The organism is Rhodococcus sp. 14C212, from assembly GCF_011058195.1.
Taxonomy (GTDB): Bacteria; Actinomycetota; Actinomycetes; order Mycobacteriales; family Mycobacteriaceae; genus Rhodococcus; species Rhodococcus aetherivorans.
In genome coordinates, this window is the sequence record NZ_JAALEH010000077.1 from 1 (window position 1) to 20,887 (window position 20,887).

Sequence of the window (20,887 nt, forward strand, 5' to 3'; positions counted from 1 at the left end):
GCACGTAGGAGACGAGGACCGTCTCCCCCGACGGGGCCGTGTGGCCGACGGTGTGGGCGAACGCCACGTCCCGGTGTCCGGTGAGCGCGGCGTCGATCTCGGCGAGTTCGATGCGGAAGCCACGGACCTTGACCTGGAAGTCGGAGCGGCCGACGTATTCGAGGTCGTGCTCCTTGGTCCAGCGCACGACGTCGCCGGTGCGGTACATCCGCTCCCCCGGCGCGCCGAACGGGTCGGCGACGAAGCGCGCGGCGGTCAGATCGGGTCGGGCGTGGTAGCCGCGCGCGAGGCCCGGCCCGGCGACGTACAGTTCGCCGGCGACGCCGACGGGCACGGGGCGCAGCCGGCTGTCGAGGACGACGGCGTGGAAGGCGCGGGTCGGCCGGCCGATGGTGACGGGTTCGCCCGGCGTCAGGGGGTCGCTGATGGAGGTCATGATGGTCGCCTCGGTGGGGCCGTAGGCGTCGACCATGCGGCGGTCGGGGGCCCAGCGGGCGACGAGTTCGGGTGGGCAGGCCTCGCCGGCGACGAGGAGCACCCCCAGGCTGTCGACGGCGTCCGGGTCGAGGGAGGCCAGCGCGGTGGGCGTGATGAACGCGTGGGTGACCTGTTCGGTGTGCAGGACGTCGGCGAGTTCGTCACCGCCGAACACGGTCGGGGGCACGATCACGAGGGTGGCGCCGGCCGAGAGGGCCATCATCTGTTCGAACACCGAAGCGTCGAAGCTCGGTGAGGCCAGATGCGAGACGCGGCTGCCGGGCCGGACGTCGAGGTGGAGGTGTTCCTCGACGGCGAGGTCGGACAGGCCGCGGTGGGTGAGCACGACGCCCTTGGGCCGGCCGGTCGAACCGGAGGTGTAGATCAGGTAGGCGGGATGGTCGGGTTCGAGGGAGGCGGTGCGGTCGGCGTCGGTCGGGGGTTCGGGCGGGTACGGCGCGAGTTCGGCGACGGTGGTGGCGGAGTCGAGGGCGAACCACGGCACGGTGGCTGGCAGCTCGTCGCGGTGGGCGGTGACGGTGAGGCCGAGGGCGGCGCCGCTGTCGGCGAGCATGTATTCGATCCGGTCGCGGGGGTAGCTCGGGTCGACGGGCACGAAGGCGGCGCCGGTCTTGGTCACGGCCCACAGCGCGGTCACGGCGTCGAGGCTGCGGGGCAGGCCGAGGGCGACGACGGTCTCGGGGCCGACACCGTAGTCGACGAGCATCCGGGCGAGGCGGCTCGAATGGGCGTCGAGATCGCGGTAGGTGGCGCGGCGGGGCCCGTCGACGACGGCGAGGGCGTCGGGATCGACGGCGACGGCGTCGGCGAGGATCTGGGGCCACAGCCGGGTGCCGAGGGTGTGCGGACCGTGCGCGGGAACCAGGGCGCGGGTCTCGTCGGCGGTGACGAGGTCGAGGTCCCCGACCGGGGTGTCGGGGTCGCCGGTGACGGCGTCGAGGAGGCGGACGAAGCGGTCGGCGACGGCGGCGACGGTGTCGGCGTCGAACAGGTCGGTGGCGTAGACGAGGGCGGCGTCGAAGCCGGTGGGGGCGCCGGTGTCGTCGTGGTTCTCGCCGAGTAGCAGTTCGAGGTCGAAGTTGGCCACCGTCGGATCCAGGGGCAGGCCGGTGACGGTCAGGTGCGGCAGTTCCAGGCGGGGGCGTTCGGTGTTCTGGAATTCGAGGGAGACCTGGAACAGCGGCGCGTGGGCGGTGGAGCGGGCGGGGTCGACGGCTTCGACGACCTGTTCGAAGGGGACGTCGGCGTGAGCGAAGGCGTCGAGGTCGGTGGTGGTGACGTCGGTGAGCAGGTCGGTGTAGGTGATCTGGCCGGGGACGCGGGTGCGCAGCACCAGGGTGTTGACGAACATGCCCACCACGTCGTCGAGGGCGCGGTGTCCCCGGCCGGCGATGGGGGTGCCCACGGCAATGTCGTCACTGCCCGAGAGCCGGGCCAGCAGCACCGCCAGGGCGGCGTGCACGGCCATGAACACGGTGGTGCCGTGGGCGTGGGCGAGGCGGGTGAGGCGGTCGTGCAGGGCGGCGTCGATCGGGAAGCGGACGACGTCGCCGCGGAAGGACCGTTGCGCGGGCCGCGGCCGGTCGGTGGGCAGGGTGAGGACCTCGGGCAGGCCGGCGAGGGTGGTGCGCCAGTAGTCGAGCTGGGTGGCGGCGAGGGAGCCGGGGGTGTCGGCGTCGCCGAGGCGGCCGAGTTGCCAGAGGGTGTAGTCGGCGTACTGCACCTCGAGCGGCGCCCAGGCGGGCGCGTCGCCGCGGGTGCGGGATTGGTAGGCGGTCATCAGGTCGCGGGCCAGGGGGACGGTGGAGAAGCCGTCGGCGGCGATGTGGTGGAGGACGAGAACGGCGAGGTGGTCGTCGCGGCCGAGGGTGTACACCCGTGCCCGCAGCGGCACGTCGACGGTGACGTCGAAGCCGGTGGCGGCGAACTCGGCGGCGGCGGCGACGACGGTGTCCTCGGTCGCGGGCACGACGTCGACGGTGAGGCCGACGTCGTCGGCGTCGAGGATCCGCTGCGCGGGCCCGCCGGGGCCGGCCGGGTAGACGGTGCGCAGGCTCTCGTGCCGGGCCAGGACGTCCCGGACGGCGGTGTCGAGCGCGGCGACGGACAGATGTCCGGTCAGCCGGATCGCGAGCGGGATGTTGTAGGCCGGGGAGCTGGTGTCGAACTGGTTGACGAACCACATGCGCTGCTGGGCCGGAGACAGCGGGATGCGGGCGGGACGCGGGCGCCGGCCCGGTCCGGTGCCGGTGGCCGGCTCGGCGCCCGGGGTTTCGGCGAGGCGGGCGGCGAGGGCGCGGACGGTGGGGGCCTCGAACAGGGCCCGTACCCCGAGGTCGACGCCGAGGGCGGCGCCGAGACGGGAGGCGGCGCGGGTCGCGACGAGGGAGTTGCCGCCGACGTCGAAGAAGCTGTCGGTGACCGAGACCCGGTCGACGCCGAGGACGTCGGCGAACACCGCGGCGACGGCGGTTTCGAGTGCGTCGGCGGGCGGGATGTAGTCGCCGCTGCCGCCGGACAGGTCCGGTGCGGGCAGGGCGCGGCGGTCGAGCTTGCCGACGGGGGTGAGGGGGATCTCGTCGAGGGCGACGACCGCGGCGGGCACCATGTGCGCGGGCAGCCGGTCACCGACGTGGGCGCGCAGGGCGTCGGCGTCGACGTCGTGTCCGGGGGTGGGCAGGACGTAGGCGACGAGCACGGTCTCCCCCGACGGGGCGGTGTGGCCGAGGGTCGCGGCGAACGCGACGCCCGGGTGGCTGCACAGCGCGGCGTCGATCTCGCCGAGTTCGATGCGGAAGCCGCGGACCTTGACCTGGAAGTCGGAGCGGCCCACGTACTCGAGTTCGAGGGCGTCGGTCCAGCGCACCACGTCGCCGGTGCGGTACAGCCGTTCCCCCGGTGCCCCGAACGGGTCCGCGACGAACCGGCCTGCCGTCAGGTCGGGGCGGGCGTGGTAGCCGCGGGCCAGGCCGAGGCCGCCGAGGTACAGCTCGCCCGCGACGCCGACGGGCACGGGGCGCAGGGCGGCGTCGAGCACGAGGGCGCGGACGCCGCGCAGCGGACCGCCGAGCGTGATGGGGCCGGCGACGGTCATCGGGGCGCTGATGGCGGCCATGATCGTGGTCTCGGTGGGGCCGTAGGCGTTGACCAGGCGCCGGCCGGGCGCCCAGGTGTCGCGCAGTTCCGACGGCCAGGCCTCGCCGCCGACGGCGAGATCGGCGAAGGCGTCGAGGTCGTCGGGGGGCAGGGAGGCCAGGGCGGCGGGGGTGATGAAGCCGTGGGTGACGCCGTGCTCGCGCAGGACACGGGCGAGTTCGTCGCCGCCGTACACGGTGGGCGGTACGACCGCCAGGGCGGCGCCGGAACCGAACGCGAGCAGGTATTCGAAGATCGAGGCGTCGAAGCTCGGCGAGGAGAAGTGCATGACGGTCGCGCCGGGGCCGGCGCCGAACCGGCCTCGCTGGTCGAGGGCGAAGTTCTCGAGGCTGCGGTGGGTGGTCACCACGCCCTTCGGGCGGCCGGTGGAGCCGGAGGTGTAGATGAGGTAGGCGGGGTGGTCCAGGCGCAGCGGGCCGCGGCGGTCGGCGTCGCCGATCGGGTCGGTGGAGCCATCGGTGAGCCGAGCGGCGAAGTCGTCGGTGTCGACGGTGAGCCAGCGGGCGGTGTCCGGCAGCGTGTCGCGGTGCGCGGCGGTGGTCACGCCGAGGGTGGCGCCGCTGTCCGCGAGCATGAAGGCGATGCGGTCGGTGGGATAGTTCGGGTCGACGGGCACGAACGCGGCACCGGTCTTGGTCACCGCCCACATCGCGGCCACCGACTGCAACGATCGCGAAATCCCCAGGGCCACGAAGGTTTCCGGACCCACGCCGAGGTCGAGCAGGACGCGGGCGGCGCGGGTGGACCATTCGTCGAGCCGGCGGTAGGTCCACCGGGCGGCGCCGTCGACGATCGCGACGGCGTCCGGGTGCGTGGCGGCGGTCGCGGTGAACAGCTCCGGCAGGGTGCGGGTGGTGCCGCCGACGGGACCGCGGACGGGAGCGAGGACGGCGCGTTCGTCGTCGAAGAGCACGTCGACGGCCGCGGCCGGGGCGTCGAGATCGGTGGCCAGGGTGGTCAGGGCCCGCTCGATGCGGCGGGCGACGGTCTCGACGGCCGGGCGGTCGAACACCTCGGGCAGGTACTTCAGCCGCAGGTGCAGGGTCGCGGTGTCGCCGGTGCCGGCCGGGTGCGCGACGATGCTCAGCGGGTAGTGCGCGGCGTCGTGGCCGCTGATGCCGGCCACCCGCATCCCGGCGATGTCGGTGTCCTCGGTCAGGCCCGCCCGGTCCACCGGGTAGGACTCGAACACCGTGAGGGTGTCGAAGCCGGCGGCCGCGCCGACCCGGCGTTCGATGGCGCTCAGACCGATGTGGTGGTGGTCGAGCATGGCCGCCTGCTCGGCCTGCACCCGGTCGAGCAGGGCGCCGAGGGTCTCGGCGGGCCGCACGGTGATCCGGACGGGGACGGTGTTGATGAACAGCCCGATCATCGACTCGATGCCGGCGACCTGCGGGGGCCGGCCGGAGACGGTGGCGCCGAAGACGACGTCGTGGCGGCCGGTGAGCGCGCCGAGCACGAGCGCCCACGCGGTCTGCACCAGGGTGTTGACGGTCACACCGCGGTCGGTGGCGACGGCGTCGAGGCGCGCGGCGAGGTCGGACGGCAGGTCCAGGTCGAGGTCCTGCGAGACCGCGGCGGTGCGGCCGGGGCGATGCGCGGGGGCGAGCAGGGTGGGCTCGTCGAGACCGGCGAGGGTGTGGGCCCAGGCGTCCGCGGCGGTGTCGGGGTCCTGCCCGGCCAGCCAGCGCAGGTAGTCGCCGTAGCTGCGGGGCCGGCCGAGTGCGCCGGTGTCGCCGTCGGTGGCGTACAGCAGCAGCAGATCCTGGACCAGCAGCGGCGTGGACCAGCCGTCGAGCAGGATGTGGTGATTGGTCAGGGCCAGCCGGTACCGGTCGGCGGCGACCCGGACGAGGGTGGCGCGCAGCAGCGGGGCGACGGCGGTGTCGAATCGGGTGCGGCGGTCCTCGTCGAGCAGGCGCGTCGCCTGACGGTCCGGATCGTCGAGGCCGGTCAGGTCCAGCACCGTCCAGGGCAGTTCGACGCGGGCGGGGACGACCTGGACGAAGCCGCCGGACCCGTCGTCGGCGAACGCGGCCCGCAGGTTGGGGTGCCGGTCGAGCAGCAGCTGCGCGGCGCGGCGCAGCCGGTCCGGGTCGACGGTGCCGTGCAGGTCGAGGACGAGTTGCACGACGTAGGCGTCGGCGGACTGCTCGGCGAGCAGGGCGTGGAACAGCAACCCGGCCTGTAACGGGGCGACGGGCCACACGGTGGCCAGGCCGGTGTCGTGCCCGGCCGCCCGGTAGTGGCGTTCGAGGCGGTCGAGGGTGGGCTGGTCGAGGGCGACGAGGGGCACGTCGGACGGGGTCAGGCCACCGGCGTGCGGGGCGCGGGCATGCCGGGTCAGGGCGGTGGCCGCGGCCGCCCACCGGTCGGTGAGGGCGGCGACGTCGGCGTCGCCGAGCAGGTGCTGCGGGTAGGAGAAGGTGGCGCGCAGCACGGGCCCGTCGAGGGTGGGCACGGTCACGGCGTTGATGTCGACGACGGCGGCGGCCGGCATGTCCGGGCTCTGGGCGCCGCCGCGGTCGAAGGCGTCGACCGGCAGCCACGGGGTGTCCGCTTCGGTGAGGGCCGGGGTGAGGCGGCCGAGGTAGTTGAAGCTGATCTGCGGGGCGGGGCGGGTCCGCAGCCGGGCGGCGGTGTCGGCGTTGAGGTACCGCAGCAGGCCGAACCCGATGCCGTGGTCGGGGACGGCGGCGAGCTGTTCCTTGACGGCCTTGATCGCGGCACCGGCGGCGTCACCGCCGCGCAGCGCGTCCGGCAGGTCGACGCCGCTCAGGTCGAGCCGGACCGGATGGATGGTGGTGAACCAGCCGACGGTGTGGGACAGGTCCGCGCCCGGGGCGACGGCGGTCTCCCGGCCGTGTCCCTCGAGGCCGACCAGCACGTCGTCGACGCCGGTGCCGCGGTCGCGGCGCCAGGCGGTGACCGCCAGGGCCAGGGCGGTGAGCAGGCCGTCGTTGACGGTGCCGTGGAACGCGCCGGGCACCGCGGTCAGCAGCGCGGCGGTGACGTCGGCGGGCAGGTCGGTGGAGACGGTGCGGACCGTGGCGTTGGTGTCGACGACCGGGTCGAGGGGACGGTCCCCGAGCAGCGGGTCGTCGCCGTCGAGGATCGCGGTCCAGCGGTCGAGTTCGGCGACGCGGTCGGACCGGTGTGCGGCCTCGACGAGGGCGTGCGCCCAGCGCCGCACGGAGGTGCCGGTGGGGGGCTCCTCGACCGTGGTGCCGCGGAGGGCGGCGGCCCACGCGGCCGCGAGGTCGGGCACGAGGATGCGCCAGGACACGCCGTCGACGGCGAGGTGGTGTACGACCAGCAGCAGACGCCCGGAGCCGGCGGCGGCGTCGAACCACACCGCCTGCAGCAGGATTCCGGCGGCGGTGTCGAGCCGGTCGGCAGCGGCGTCGAGTTCGGCGGCGGCGAGGGCGAAGAAGTCGTCGGTGTCGGCGGCGGTGGTGACGGGGACGCGGTGGATCAGCGTGTCGGCGGTGACCGCGCCGGGACCGCGGACCTGCAGGCCGACCCCGGCGGGGTCGTCCACGTCGGGGACGAGGCGGGCGCGGAGCATGTCGTGCCGGTCCAGCACCGCCTGCAGTGTGGCCGCGAGGGTGACGCGGTCCAGGCCGGCGGGCAGCCGCAGCAGCGCGGCCTGGGAGTAGCGGTCGATGCTGCCGCCCCGTTCGAGCATCCACCGCACGATCGGGGTCAGCGGCACGGGACCGACGCCGCGTCCGGGCAGCTCGGCGAGGACGGCCGGGCCGTCGCCGAGGGTGGCGACGGCGGCGAGCGCTGCGGGGGTCTTGCGTTCGAACACATCCCGGGGGGTCAGCTCGATCCCGGCGGCCCGGGCGCGCGAGACCAGCTGGATGGACATGATGCTGTCGCCACCGAGCGCGAAGAACGAGTCGTCCACCCCGACCGTCTCGAGGCCGAGGACCTGCGCGAACAGGTCGACGAGCTGCCTTTCGAGGTGGCCGGCGGGGGCACGGGTCTCGGTGGCCAGCGCACCGAAGTCGGGGTCGGGCAGCGCCTTGCGGTCGAGCTTGCCGGTGGCCGTGACCGGCAGGGTGTCGAGGACGACGAGGGTGGCCGGGACCATGTAGGCGGCGAGGTCACCGGCGACCCGGTTCAGCGTGGCGGCCACATCCACGGTCGCGCCGGTCTCCGGAACCACGTACCCGACGAGGCGGTCGGCGGCGGGGTCGTCGCGGTGGAGCACGACGACGGCGCGGGCGACGCCGGGGCAGCGCAGCAACGCCGCCTCCACCTCCCCCAGTTCGATGCGGAAGCCGTGCAGCTGCACCTGGAAGTCGCTGCGGCCGACGTAGTCGAGCCGGCCGTCGCGGCGCCGGCGGGCGAGGTCGCCGGTGCGATACATGCGGGCGCCGGGACCGCCGAACGGGTCGGCGACGAAGCGCGCGGCGGTCAGGTCGGGGCGGCCCAGGTAGCCGCGGGCGGCCTGCCCGCCGGAGACGTACATCTCGCCGATCACGCCGACCGGCACGGGATGCAGCCGCCGGTCGAGGACGTGCACCGTCAGTCCGGGGATGGCGTCGCCGATGACGCTGGCCGAGGCGGTCGCGGCGAACTGCCGGTCCAGCGGCTGCAGGGTCACGTGCACGGTGGTCTCGGTGATGCCGTACATGTTCACCAGCACCGGCGCGGTGTCCGGGTGACGGCGGTACCAGCGTTCGAGCTGGGCGAGGTCGAGGGCTTCGCCGCCGAAGACGACGTAGCGCAGCGACAGGGAGTGCTCGCCGGCGGCGCGGTCGGCCTCGATCAGCTGGTAGAACGCGGTGGGTGTCTGGTTGAGCACGGTGACGTGCTCGCGGCGCAGCAGGTCGAGGAACGCCTCCGGGGAGCGGGCGGTGTGGTGGTCGACGACGACGAGACGGCCGCCGTAGGCGAGTGCGCCCCACAGTTCCCACACCGAGAAGTCGAAGGCGTACGAGTGGAACATGGTCCACACGTCGTGCTCGTCGAATCCGAACCGGTCGTGGGTTTCGGCGAGGAGGGTGACGACGTTGCGGTGCGGGACGACCACGCCCTTGGGACGGCCGGTCGAGCCGGAGGTGTAGATGACGTAGGCGGTGTGGTCCGGGCGCAGCGCACCGAGCCGGTCGGTGTCGGTGAGCGGGCCGTCGGGCAGTTCCGCGAGCCGGGCGGCGGTGTCCGGGGTGTCGAGCAGCAGCACCGGGGCGTCCCCGGCGGGCAGGGTGCCGGCGTCGGCGGCGGTGGTGACGATGCAGACCGGCCGGGCGTCGTCGAAGAGGAACGCGAGCCGCTCCGGCGGGTAGGACACGTCGACGGGCAGGTATCCGGCGCCGGTCTCGAGGACGGCGAGCAGCGTGACGATCAGGTCGGTCGAGCGGGGCACGGCGACGGCGACGAGCCGGTCGGGTCCGGCGCCGTGCGCGATCAGGTCCCGGGCGAGGCGACGGGCCCGCGCGGCGAGCTCGCGGTAGGTCAGCGTCGGGGTGGCCGGGTCGGTGGGGGCGGTGATCGCGACCGTGTCGGGTGCTGCGGCGACGGACCGGGCGAAGAGGGCGGGGATGGTCTGGGCGTGCCGGTCGGGGTCGGGGCGTCGCGCGGCGGCGGGCTGTTCGGCGGGGTCGAGCAGGTCGAGGTCGCCGACGGGCCGGGCCGGGTCGGCCGTGACGGCGGTGAGGACCCGCAGGAACCGGTCGGCGAACGCGGTGACGGTGTCGGCGTCGAACAGGTCGGTGGCGTAGGTGAAGGCGCCGGTCATGCCGGCGGGGTCGGCGCCGGCGGCCGGGTTCTCCCCCATGGTCAGCTGCAGGTCGAACTTGGCGACGGGGGCGTCGGCGTCGAGGGCGTCCACGGTCAGGTCGGGCAGCGCGAGGTGGGCGCGTTCGTTGTTCTGGAACTCGAGGACCACCTGCACGAGCGGGGCGTGGTCGGTGGCGCGGGTGGGGGCGAGGGCGTCGACGAGCTTCTCGAAGGGCAGCTCGGCGTGCCCGAAGGCGGCGAGGTCGACCTCGCGGGTGCGTTCGAGGTGGTCGGTGAACGGCAGGGCGGGGGCGACGGGGGTGCGCAGCACCAGGGTGTTGACGAACATGCCCACCAGATCGTCGAGGGCGCGGTGTCCCCGGCCGGCGATGGGGGTGCCCACGGCGATGTCGTCACTGCCCGAGAGCCGGGCCAGCAGCACCGCCAGGGCGGCGTGCACGGCCATGAACACGGTGGCGCCGTGGGCGACTGCGAGGTCGGCGAGCCGGCGGTGCAGTTCGGGCTCGACGTCGAAGCGGACGGTGGCGCCGCGGAACGACTGGTGCGGCGGGCGGGGCCGGTCGGTGGGCAGGGGCAGGATCTCGGGCAGGTCGGCCAGGGCGGTGCGCCAGAACTCGAGCTGCCGGGCGGCGAGCGAGTCCGGATCGGCCGGATCGCCGAGGACCTGCCGCTGCCACAGCGCGTAGTCGGCGTACTGCACCGGGAGCGGCGCCCACGCCGGCTCCTGTCCCCGGGTGCGGGCCGCGTAGGCGGTCATCAGATCCCGGGCCAGCGGCGCCATCGACGCCCCGTCCGCCGCGATGTGATGCACCACGAACACCAGCACATGCTCCCCGTCGCCCAGCGCGAACAACCGCGCCCGCACCGGCACCTGCACGGCCACATCGAACCCCGCGGTGACCTCGGCGGCCACCCGCTGCGGCAGCTCGCCGGCGGCGATCGGGACCGGATCGAGGTCGGGGGTGGCCTGGGCGGGGTCGGTGACCAGCTGCGCCGGTCCGGTGTTCTCGTTCGGGTACCAGGTGCGCAGGGTTTCGTGGCGGGCGATCAGGTCGTGCACCGCGGCGGTGAGCGCCGCCCGGTCGAGGCGGCCGGTCAGCCGGATCGCCAGGGGGATGTTGTAGGCGGCCGAGGCGGTGTCGAACTGGTTGACGAACCACATCCGCTGCTGGGGTGGGGACAACGGGATCCGGTCGGGGCGCGGGCCCGCGGTGAGGGGGACGCGGGTGCCACCGGCGTGGTCGTCGAGGATGCGTGCGGCCAGGGTCCGCACGGTCGGGGCCTCGAACAGCACCCGCACGCCGGCGTCGGTGCCGAGGGCGCCGTTGATGCGGGCGACGACACGGGTGGCGATCAGCGAGTTGCCGCCGAGCTCGAAGAAGCTGTCGTCGACGGAGACCTTCTCGTGGCCGAGGGCCTCGGCGACGATGTCGGCGATGGCGGCCTCGGTCTCGGTGGCCGGGGCGCGGTATTCGCCGGTGGCCGACAGGTCGGGTACCGGCAGGGCGCGGCGGTCGAGCTTGCCGACCGGGGTGAGCGGGATCTCGTCGAGGACGACGATCGCGGCGGGCACCATGTGCGCCGGCAGTTGCCCGGCGACGTGCCCCCGCAGCGCGGCGGTGTCGACGTGGTGGCCGGTCTCCGGCAGGACGTAGGCGACGAGGGCGGTGTCGCCGGACGGGGTGGTGTGCCCGAGTGTCACCGCGAAGGCGACGTCGTCGTGGGCGGCGAGGGCGGTGTCGATCTCGCCGAGTTCGATGCGGAAGCCGCGGACCTTGACCTGGAAGTCGGAGCGGCCGAGGTATTCGACGGTGCCGTCGGTGCGCCAGCGCACCACGTCGCCGGTGCGGTACATCCGCTCCCCCGGCGCGCCGAACGGGTCGGCGACGAACCGGGCCGCGGTGAGGCCGGGACGGCGGTGGTAGCCGCGGGCCAGGCCGGCGCCGGCGATGTAGAGCTCCCCGGCGACCCCGATGGGGACGGGCCGCAGCCGTTCGTCGAGGACGACCTCGTGGAAGCCGATGGCGGGGCCACCGACGGTGACGGTGGTGTCCGGGCGCATGTCGGGGCTGACGCTGGTCTCGATGGTGGCCTCGGACGGGCCGTAGCCGTTGTACATGTGGCGGCCCGGCGCCCAGCGGTCGACCAGTTCCGGCGGGCAGGCCTCCCCGGCGACGACGAGCACGCGCAGCTCGTCGAGGCCCGCGGGATCGAGGGAGGCGAGGGCGGTGGGGGTGATGAACGCGTGGGTGATGCGTTCCTCGCGCAGGATGCGGGCGAGTTCCTCGCCGCCGTAGACGCTGGGCGGCACGATGACGAGGGTGGCGCCGGCGCAGAACGCCTTGGTCAGCTCGAAGAGGGACGCGTCGAAGCTCGGCGACGCCAGGTGCGAGACGCGGGCCCGATGGGTGATCGAGAAGTGTTCGCGCACTTCGGCGTTGAGGTTGGTCAGGCCGCGGTGGGTGACGACGACGCCCTTGGGGCGGCCGGTCGAGCCGGAGGTGTAGATCAGGTATGCCGGATGGTCGTACCGCAGCGGGACACGGCGGTCGTCGTCGGTGACCGGGGCGGACGAGACGTCGTCGAGCCGGCGGCGCAGGCCGGGGTCGTCGAGCAGCAACCACGACACCGCGTCCGCGGGCCACACGTCGCGGTGGGCGGTGGTGGTCAGGCCGAGGGTGGCCCGGCAGTCGTCGAGCATGTAGGCGATCCGCTCGGGCGGGTAGCCGGGGTCGACGGGGACGAACGCCGCCCCCGACTTGGTCACCGCCCACACCGCCGCGACCGATTCGATCGAACGCGAAATTCCCAGGGCCACAAAGGATTCCGGGCCGACACCGTGGCTCGTGAGGACGCGGGCGAGCCGGTTCGACCAGGCGTCGAGCTCACCGTAGGTGACGGTGCGGCCGTCGAAGGACAGGGCCACCGCCTCCGGCACGATCGCCGCCACCGACGACAGCAGTTCGGGCCACAGCTGCGGGGAGACAGCGGGCCGGCCCCGCGCCGGGGCCAGGGTGGCGAGTTCACGCGGGGTGACGATCTCCACGTCCCCCACCGTCACGGACGCGTCCGCGGTGACGGCGTCGAGGATCCGCGCGAACCGGTCCGCGAACGAGGCGACCGTGTCCGCGTCGAACAGGTCGGTGGCGTAGGTGAACGCCGCGCGCACGCCGGATTCGCCGCCGGGCCGCTCGGCGATCGACAGCTGCAGGTCGAACGGGGACAGGCCGGGATCGAGGTCGAGCACCCGCGCGGTCGCTCCCGGGAGCGCGATCTCGGGATGCTCGATGTCCTGGAACTCGAGCAGCACCTGGAACAGCGGGGGGTAGGACGTCGACCGGGGCGGGTCGAGGGCCTCGACGAGCCGCTCGAACGGGACGTCGGCCTGGCCGAACGCCGCCAGATCCGCCGAACGCACCCGCCGCAACAGCGAGTCGAACCGTTCGCGTTCGTCCACCCGGGCCCGCAGTACCACGGTGTTGACGAACATGCCGACCAGATCGTCGAGGGCGCGGTCACCGCGCCCGGCGACGGGGCTGCCGACCACGATGTCGTCGTGGGTGGACAGCCGGGCCAGCAGCACCGCCAGCGCCGCATGCACGACCATGAACAGCGACGCGTCGTGCTCGCGGGCCAGCTCGAGCATGCGGCGGTGGGTGTCGGCGCCGATCTCGAACGCCACGCGGGCGCCGCGTCCGGACTGCTGCACCGGGCGGGGCCGGTCCCACGGCAGTTCGAGCAGTTCCGGCGCCCCGGCCAGCGCGTCGTGCCAGAACGCGAGCTGCCGGGCGGCGATGGAGGCGGGATCGGACTCGTCGCCCAGCACGGTGTGCTGCCACAGCGTGTAGTCGGCGTACTGCACCGGCAGCGGCGACCGATCGGGGGCGTGGCCACCGGCGCGGGCGGCGTACGCAGTCATCAGATCTCGCCCCAGCGGTCCCATCGAGAAGCCGTCGGCGGCGATGTGGTGCACGACCAGGACCAGCACGTGGTCGGTGTCGGTGAGGGTGAGCAGCCGGATCCGCACCGGCACCTCGGTGGCGACGTCGAACCCGGCGCCGACGATCCGATCGATGTGCGCGGGCACCGTGTCCTCGGTCTCGACGCGGGTGACGGTGAAGTCGGGCTGCGCCACGGCGATCGGCAGCACGACCTGGATCGGGCCGTCGTCGGTGAGCGGGTAGCGGGTGCGCAGCGTCTCGTGGCGCGCGGCGACGTCGGCGGCGGCGGCCCGCAGCGCCGCGTGGTCCAGCTCCCCGGTCAGACGCAGTGCGACGGCGATGTTGTAGGCGGGGGAGGTCGTGTCGAACTGGTTGATGAACCACATGCGCTGCTGGGCCGGGGACAGCGGGATCGTGGGGGGCCGGGTCGCTGCGGCGGTCAGCGCGGGCCGCGCCGCGGCGTCGCGGTCGCGGAGCCGCTCGGCCAGCGCGGCGACGGTGGGCACGTCGAACAGATCACGCACGCCCACATCGGTGCCGGTCGCGGCGGCGATCCGCGCGGCCAGCCGCATGGCCAGCAGCGAATTGCCGCCCAGATCCAGGAAGCTGTCGTGCACGCCGAGACGCTCCACCCCGAGCAGGCCGGCGAAGACCTCGGCCAGGACCTGCTCGACCGGGGTGCGCGGCGCGACGTGCTCCGCCGCCCGCCCGGAGGTGAAGTCCGGGTCGGGCAGTGCCTTGCGGTCGAGCTTGCCGTTGGGGTTGAGCGGGAACCGGTCGAGGACCACGACGTGGGCGGGCACCATGTAGCCGGGCAGCCGGGTCGCGGCCGCCCCGAGGAGGGCCGCGGTATCGACCTCGCGGCTCGCCGCGGTATCGATGTTCCGGCCGGGTTCGGGCACGACGTACGCGACGAGCACCCCGTCGGAGCCGTCGGAGCCGCCGGCGGCGGGCCGGTGCACCACGACCGCGGCCTGCGCGACGGCCGGATCGGCGAGCAACGCCTGCTCGATCTCACCGAGCTCGATCCGCAGGCCCCGGAGCTTGACCTGGAAATCGGTGCGACCGAGGTAGATCAGATTGCCGTCGCGGCGCCAGGACACGAGATCGCCGGTGCGGTACATGCGGGTGCCGGACGGACCGAACGGATCGGCGACGAACCGGTCGGCGGTCAGGTCGCCGCGCCCGACATAGCCGCGGGCGAGCTGGATGCCGGACAGGTACAGCTCCCCCACGGCGCCGACGGGAACCGGGTGCAGCCGCGCATCGAGGACGTGGACGCGGGTGTTCCACACCGGGGCGCCGATCGGCACGATGTCGACGTCGTCGGCGGTGCAGGCCCAGAACGTGACGTCGACGGCGGCCTCGGTGGGCCCGTACAGGTTGTGCAGGGCCGCGGCGGGGAAGGCGGCGCGGGCCGCGGCGACCGTGGACGGGGGCAGCGCCTCGCCGCTGCAGAACAGCAATCGCAGCGACGTGCAGCGGGCCGGGTCGGTGGCGGCGACGAACACCGCGAGCATGGACGGCACGAAGTGCGCCACGGTGACGTGCTGCTGTTCGACGACGGCGGTGAGGTAGGCGGGGTCGCGGTGCCCGTCGGGCGCGGCGACGACGAGGCGCGCCCCGGTGTGCAGCGGCCAGAAGAACTCCCACACCGACACGTCGAACGTGAACGGTGTCTTCTGCAGGACGGTGTCCTCGGCGGTGAGCGGATAGGCGTGCTGCATCCACCGCAGCCGGTTGACGATCGCGGCGTGAGCGACCGCGACTCCCTTGGGTCGGCCGGTGGACCCGGAGGTGTACAGCACGTAGGCGAGATGGTCGCCCGTCAGCGGGGCGGCGCGCTCGTCCGGGGTGACGGGGGCGTCGGATGCGCCGGTCAGGTCGAGGCGATCGACCTCGAGGATCGGCGCGGGGGTGGGGAGGATCGTCCGGTCGGCGGCGGTGGTCAGCACACACACCGGACGGGCGTTGCCCAGGACGTATTCGAGCCGGTCGGCGGGATGGTCGGGGTCGAGCGGCAGGTAGGCGCCGCCGGCCTTGATCACCGCGTACATCCCGACGAGCAGCTCGACCGAGCGTCGCATCGCGAGCCCGACGAGGCGGTCCGGGCCGACGCCCTCGGCGATCAGATGCCGGGCGAGCCGGTTGGTGCGGGCATCGAACTCGGCGTAGGTCAGGGCCTCGTCGCCGAAGACGACGGCGACCGCGTCGGGGGTGCGGGCGGCCTGCCGGGCGAACAGGTCGGCGAGGGTATGCGGGCTGCGGGGGGCGTCGGTGGCGTTCCAGCGTCGCAGGATCAGCTCGCGTTCGCCCTCCTCGAGCAGGTCGAGGTCGCCGACGGGCACGTGCGGGGTGGTGGTCACGGCGGTGAGCAGCCGCACGAAGCGGTCGGCGAGTGCGGTGACGGTGCCGGCGTCGAACAGGTCGGTCGCGTAGGACAGGGCGCCGGTGAGGGCGGCGGGGGCGCCGTCGTCTCCGGGGACTTCGGTCAGCATCAGATGCAGGTCGTATTTGGTGGTGCCGGTGTCGATTTCGGCGACGTCGACGGTCAGGTCGGGCAGCTGCAGGTGCGCGGACTCGTTGTTCTGGAAGGCCAGCATCACCTGGAACAGGGGCGCGTAGGCCTCGGATCGGTGGTCGGTGACGGCGTCGACGAGGGCGTCGAACGGCAGATCGGCGTGGGCGAGGGCGTCGACGTCGCGGTCGCGGACGTGGGTCAGATGCTCGGCGAAGCTCTGCTGTGCGGGGACGGGGGTGCGCAGCACGACGGTGTTGACGAACATGCCGACCAGATCGTCGAGGGCGCGGTCGCCGCGACCGGAGACGGGGGTGCCCACGGTGATGTCGTCGCTGCCCGAGAGCCGGGCCAGCAGCACCGCCAGGGCCGCGTGCACCGTGATGAAGGGGGTGGCGCCGTGCGTGCGGGCCAGGTCGCCGACCGCCCGGTACAGCTCGGACCCGACCTCGAAGCGGACGGTGGCGCCGCGGAACGACTGCTGCGGCGGGCGGGGCCGGTCGGTGGGCAGCGCCAGTACTTCCGGTGCGCCGGACAGGGTTTCGTGCCAGTACCGCAGCTGGGCGGCGGCGAGCGAGTCCGGATCGGCCGGGTCGCCGAGGACCTGCCGCTGCCACAGCGCGTAGTCGGCGTACTGCACCTCCAGGGGCGTCCAGTGGGGGGCGCGGCCGCCGGTGCGGGCCGCGTAGGCGGTCATCAGATCCCGGGCCAGCGGCGCCATCGACGCCCCGTCCGCCGCGATGTGATGCACCACGAACACCAGCACATGCTCCCCGTCGCCCAGCGCGAACAACCGCGCCCGCACCGGCACCTGCACGGCCACATCGAACCCCGCGGTGACCTCGGCGGCCACCCGCTGCGGCAGCTCGCCGGCGGCGACGGTCGTCGCGGCGAGATCGAGGTGCACCTGCTCGACCGGGCGGATCCGCTGGACGGGGCCGTCGGCCGTGGCCGGGAACTCGGTGCGCAGCGCCTCGTGGCGGGCGAGCACATCGGTGACGGCGGTGGCGAGCGCGTCGCGGTCGAGCCGGCCGCGCAGCCGGATCGCCATCGGGATGTTGTAGGCCGGCGAGGCGGTGTCGAGCTGGTTGACGAACCACATCCGCTGCTGGGCCGCGGAGACCGGCAGCACCCCCGGGCGGGGCCCGGCGACCAGCGGCACCCGGGTGCCCGTGCCGGCGCCGGCGGTGAGGGCGGCGAGGGTCCGCACCGTGGGGGCCTCGAACAGTGCCCGCACCCCCAGGTCGGTGCCGAGGGCGGCGTTGATGCGGGCGACGACCCGGGTGGCGATCAGCGAGTTGCCGCCGAGCTCGAAGAAGCTGTCGTCGAGACCGACGCGGTCGACGCCGAGGAGCTCGACGAACACCTGCGCCACCGTCTTCTCGGCGTCGGTGGACGGCGCGACGTAGGTGGTGCCGTCCGCCGCGAACACGGGCACGGGCAGGGCACGGCGGTCGAGCTTGCCGACCGGGGTGAGCGGGATCTCGTCGAGGACGACGATCGCCGTGGGCACCATGTGCGCCGGCAGACTCCGCGACAGGTACGCGGCGAGGGTGGCGGGTTCGGCGGTGCGCCCGGTCGCGGGCAGCACGTAGGACACCAGGACGGTGTCGCCGGACGGGGCGGTGTGCCCGATCGTCACCGCGAACGTGACGTCCTCGTGGACGGTCAGGACCGCGTCGATCTCGCCGAGTTCGATGCGGAAGCCGCGGACCTTGACCTGGAAGTCGGAGCGGCCGAGGTATTCGAGGGCGCCGTCGCGCCGCCAGCGCACCACGTCGCCGGTGCGGTACATCCGCTCCCCCGGCGCCCCGAACGGGTCGGCGACGAACCGGCCGGCGCTGAGCCCGGGCTTGCCGCGGTAGCCCCGGGTGATGCCCGGGCCGGCGATGTACAACTCGCCGGCGACGCCGATCGGCACCGGCCGCAGCCGGGAGTCCAGGACGACCTCGTGCGTGCCGCGCACGGGCGTGCCGATCGGGATCGTGGGGGCCGGCGCGAGCGGACCGCAGATGTTGACGACGATCGTGCACTCGGTCGGGCCGTACGCGTTGAACATCCGCCGGCCCCGGGACCAGCGGGCGACGAGTTCGGGCGGGCACGCGTCCCCGGCCACGGTGACCGACTCGACGGCGATACCCTCCGGATCGACGGAGGCCAGCGCCGCGGGAGTGGAGAAGGCGTGGGTGATGCGCTGCTCGCGGAAGAAGCGGGCCAGTTCCTCGCCGCCGTAGATCGTCGGAGGCACCACGACGAGGGTGGCACCGATCGCGAATGCGGTCATGTACTCGTACACCGAGGCGTCGAAGCTCGGGGACGAGAAGTGCGAGACCCGCGAGTGCGGGGTCGGGCCGTGCCGGCCGTGCAGTTCGGCGCACAGGTTCGCCAGTCCGCGGTGTGGCACCACCACGCCCTTCGGGCGACCGGTGGACCCTGAGGTGTAGATCAGGTAGGCGGGATGGTCGAAGTGCAGCGCGCCACGACGGTCGAGGTCCGACAGCGGCGCGTCGGAGACCGAGTCCAGCGCCGCGACGAACTCCGCGTCGTCGAGCACCAGCCACGGCACGTCGGCGGGCAAGCCGTCGCGGTGGGCAGTGGTGGTCACGCCGAGGACGGCGCCGGAGTCGGCGAGCATGTACTCGATCCGCTCGGCCGGGTAGGCCGGGTCGACCGGCATGTACGCGGCGCCGGACTTGGCCACCGCCCAGACCGCAGCCACGGATTCGAGGGACCGGGCGATGCCGAGGGCGACGAACGTCTCCGGGCCGGCGCCGGCGTCGATCAGCACCCGGGCGACCCGGTTGGACCAGGCGTCGAGCTCCCCGTACGTCATCGTGCGGCCCTCGAATTCCAGGGCCCTCGCGTCGGGCACGTGCGAGGCCACGGAGGCGAGGATCTCGGGCCACAGCTGCGGGGACGAGCCGGGCAGTCCGCGCACCGGGCTCAGCTCCGCCGCCTCGTCCGGGAAGACGATGTCGACGTCCCCGATCGGCGCCGCCGGGTCGGCGGTGACGGCATCCAGGATCCTCAGCAAACGTTCGCAGAACGATCGCGCGGTGTCGGTGTCGAAGAGGTCGGCGGCGTACCTACACCTCAGGCGGGCGCCGTCGGGGCCGGTCGCGGTGTGCACCGCGAGCTCGGCGTGCGCGAGCCCGCCGTCCCCGGCGGTGTCGCCGCTGTCGAGCAGCACCGGCAGGGTCGGCACGTGCTGCGCGTCGAAGGTCCGGGCGAGCCGGTCCGCCGGCACGTCGGCGTGGGCGGTGGCGGCGGCGTGGATCGCGATGACCCGGCCGAGGAGCCCGGCGAACGGCTCGCTCTCGTCGAGCCGCACCCGCAGCGGCAGCGCCCCGGCGGGTGCGGGGACGCCGACGAGAGTGTCGGTGCCGGCGGTGAGCCGGCCGACGAGCACCGCGGCGGCGGCGTGCAGCAGTTCGGTGGAGGTGGCGCCGTGGCGCCGGGCGAGTTCGGCGATCCGTTCCCCGAGCGCGGCGGGGACCGGCACGTCGAGGCGGGCGGCGGTGCGCGTGCGCGGACCGGTGCGGCGGCGGTCGACGGGCAGCTCGAGATGCTCGGGCGCCCCGGCCAGGGCGGCACGCCAGAACCGCTCGACGTCGGCATCGCGCCGCAGGCGCTCGGCGACGGCGGCGGTCGCGCGGTGGATGCGGGCGACCGGCGTGTCCGGGTCGGCCCGCAGGAATTCGGCGAGCAGTTCGACGAAGTTGCCGTGGTGTTCGCGCAGTTCGTCCGGCTCGTACTGGTTGGGGTTGCCGCGGAAGTCCAGGAACGTCCGGGCGGGGGTGCCGCTCTGGTAGATGTTGACCAGCAGGTCGTCGACCGGACCCGAGGTCATGATGTGGAACTCGCCACGGACCGGGCCGAGGGTGATCTCCTGCCGGAAGAGCATCACGTTGATCATCGGTCCGCCGTAGCTGTGGGCCCGGCCGGCGGTGCCGGTCTCGCGGCGGAGGTCCTCGAGGCTGAACCGCTGGTGGCGCAGCGCACCGGTCAGTTCCAGCTGGGCCCGCTGCACCAGGTCGGCGCGGGTGTCGCCGGCTTCGAGGCGGATGTGCAGCGGCGCGGTGTTGACGAGCATGCCGCCGGAGCGTTTCGCCGCCGCGGTGGTGCGCGCGAACACCGGCAGATTGAGCATCACGTCGGCGCGGCCGGTCAGCCGGGAGAGGTAGCACGCGGCCGCCGCGACCACCGTCGCGGCCGCCGACGATCCGCTCGTGGCATCGGCGTCGGTCAACCGGGCGACCAGGTCGTCGGGCAGGGTGACACTCTCGAGGGTGCTGCGCGCGGCGGTCGGCACCGTCCGCCGAGCCAGGGTCGATCCGTCCTCGAGTCCGGCGACCCGTCCGATCCAGTAGTCCCGGTCGCTCGCGTACCGGGTCGAACCACGGTAGTCGAGGTCGGACTGGTAGAGGGCGTGCAGGTCGGCGGCGGTGGGTGGTTCGGGGGCGCGGTCCTCGTGGGCCGCCGAGTACAGCGCGGCGATCCGATTGACCATCGTCATGGCACCGAAGCCGTCGAGGGCTACGTGGTGGATCCGGCTGTACCACAGATGCCGTTGCTCACCGATCCGCAGGATCGTCATGTTCACCAGCGGGTCGCGGGCCAGATCGACCGGGGTGGCGTAGTCGGTGTTCATCCACTGCTGCGCCGCGGCCATCGGATCGGGCGCATCGGAGAAGTCCAGCAGCGGGATGTCGCTGCGGTCGAGGTCGGGATCGACGTACTGATACGGCTCACCGTCGACGTCGACGACCCGCAGGTACGGCGACTGGAACTCGCGGGCGGCCTCGTGCGCGGCCTCGCGCAGCAGATCCAGATCGAGGTCCCCGGGCAGGTCGACGTACTGGGCGATGCAGACGGGCACCTCGGGTGCCAGCTGTTGCGCGAACCAGATCGACCGCTGGGCAGATGACAACGGGAAGGCCCCGGGCGGAATGTGCAGCCGCTCTTGCAACGAACTCCCCTTCACGAAAGTGATTCCAGTGGTGTCCTGGCACCCCCCGGCACC

The 20,887-nt window shown here is 73.8% G+C and carries 1 protein-coding gene; it reads right to left on the minus strand.

All coding sequences use genetic code 11. From position 1 onward, the window contains the following. Positions 1 to 20,833, minus strand: a 20,833-nt coding sequence (locus tag G6038_RS23885; RefSeq protein ID WP_240918701.1) for a non-ribosomal peptide synthase/polyketide synthase, incomplete at its 3' end; no start/stop codon positions are given. Positions 20,834 to 20,887: the final 54 nt, after the last annotated feature.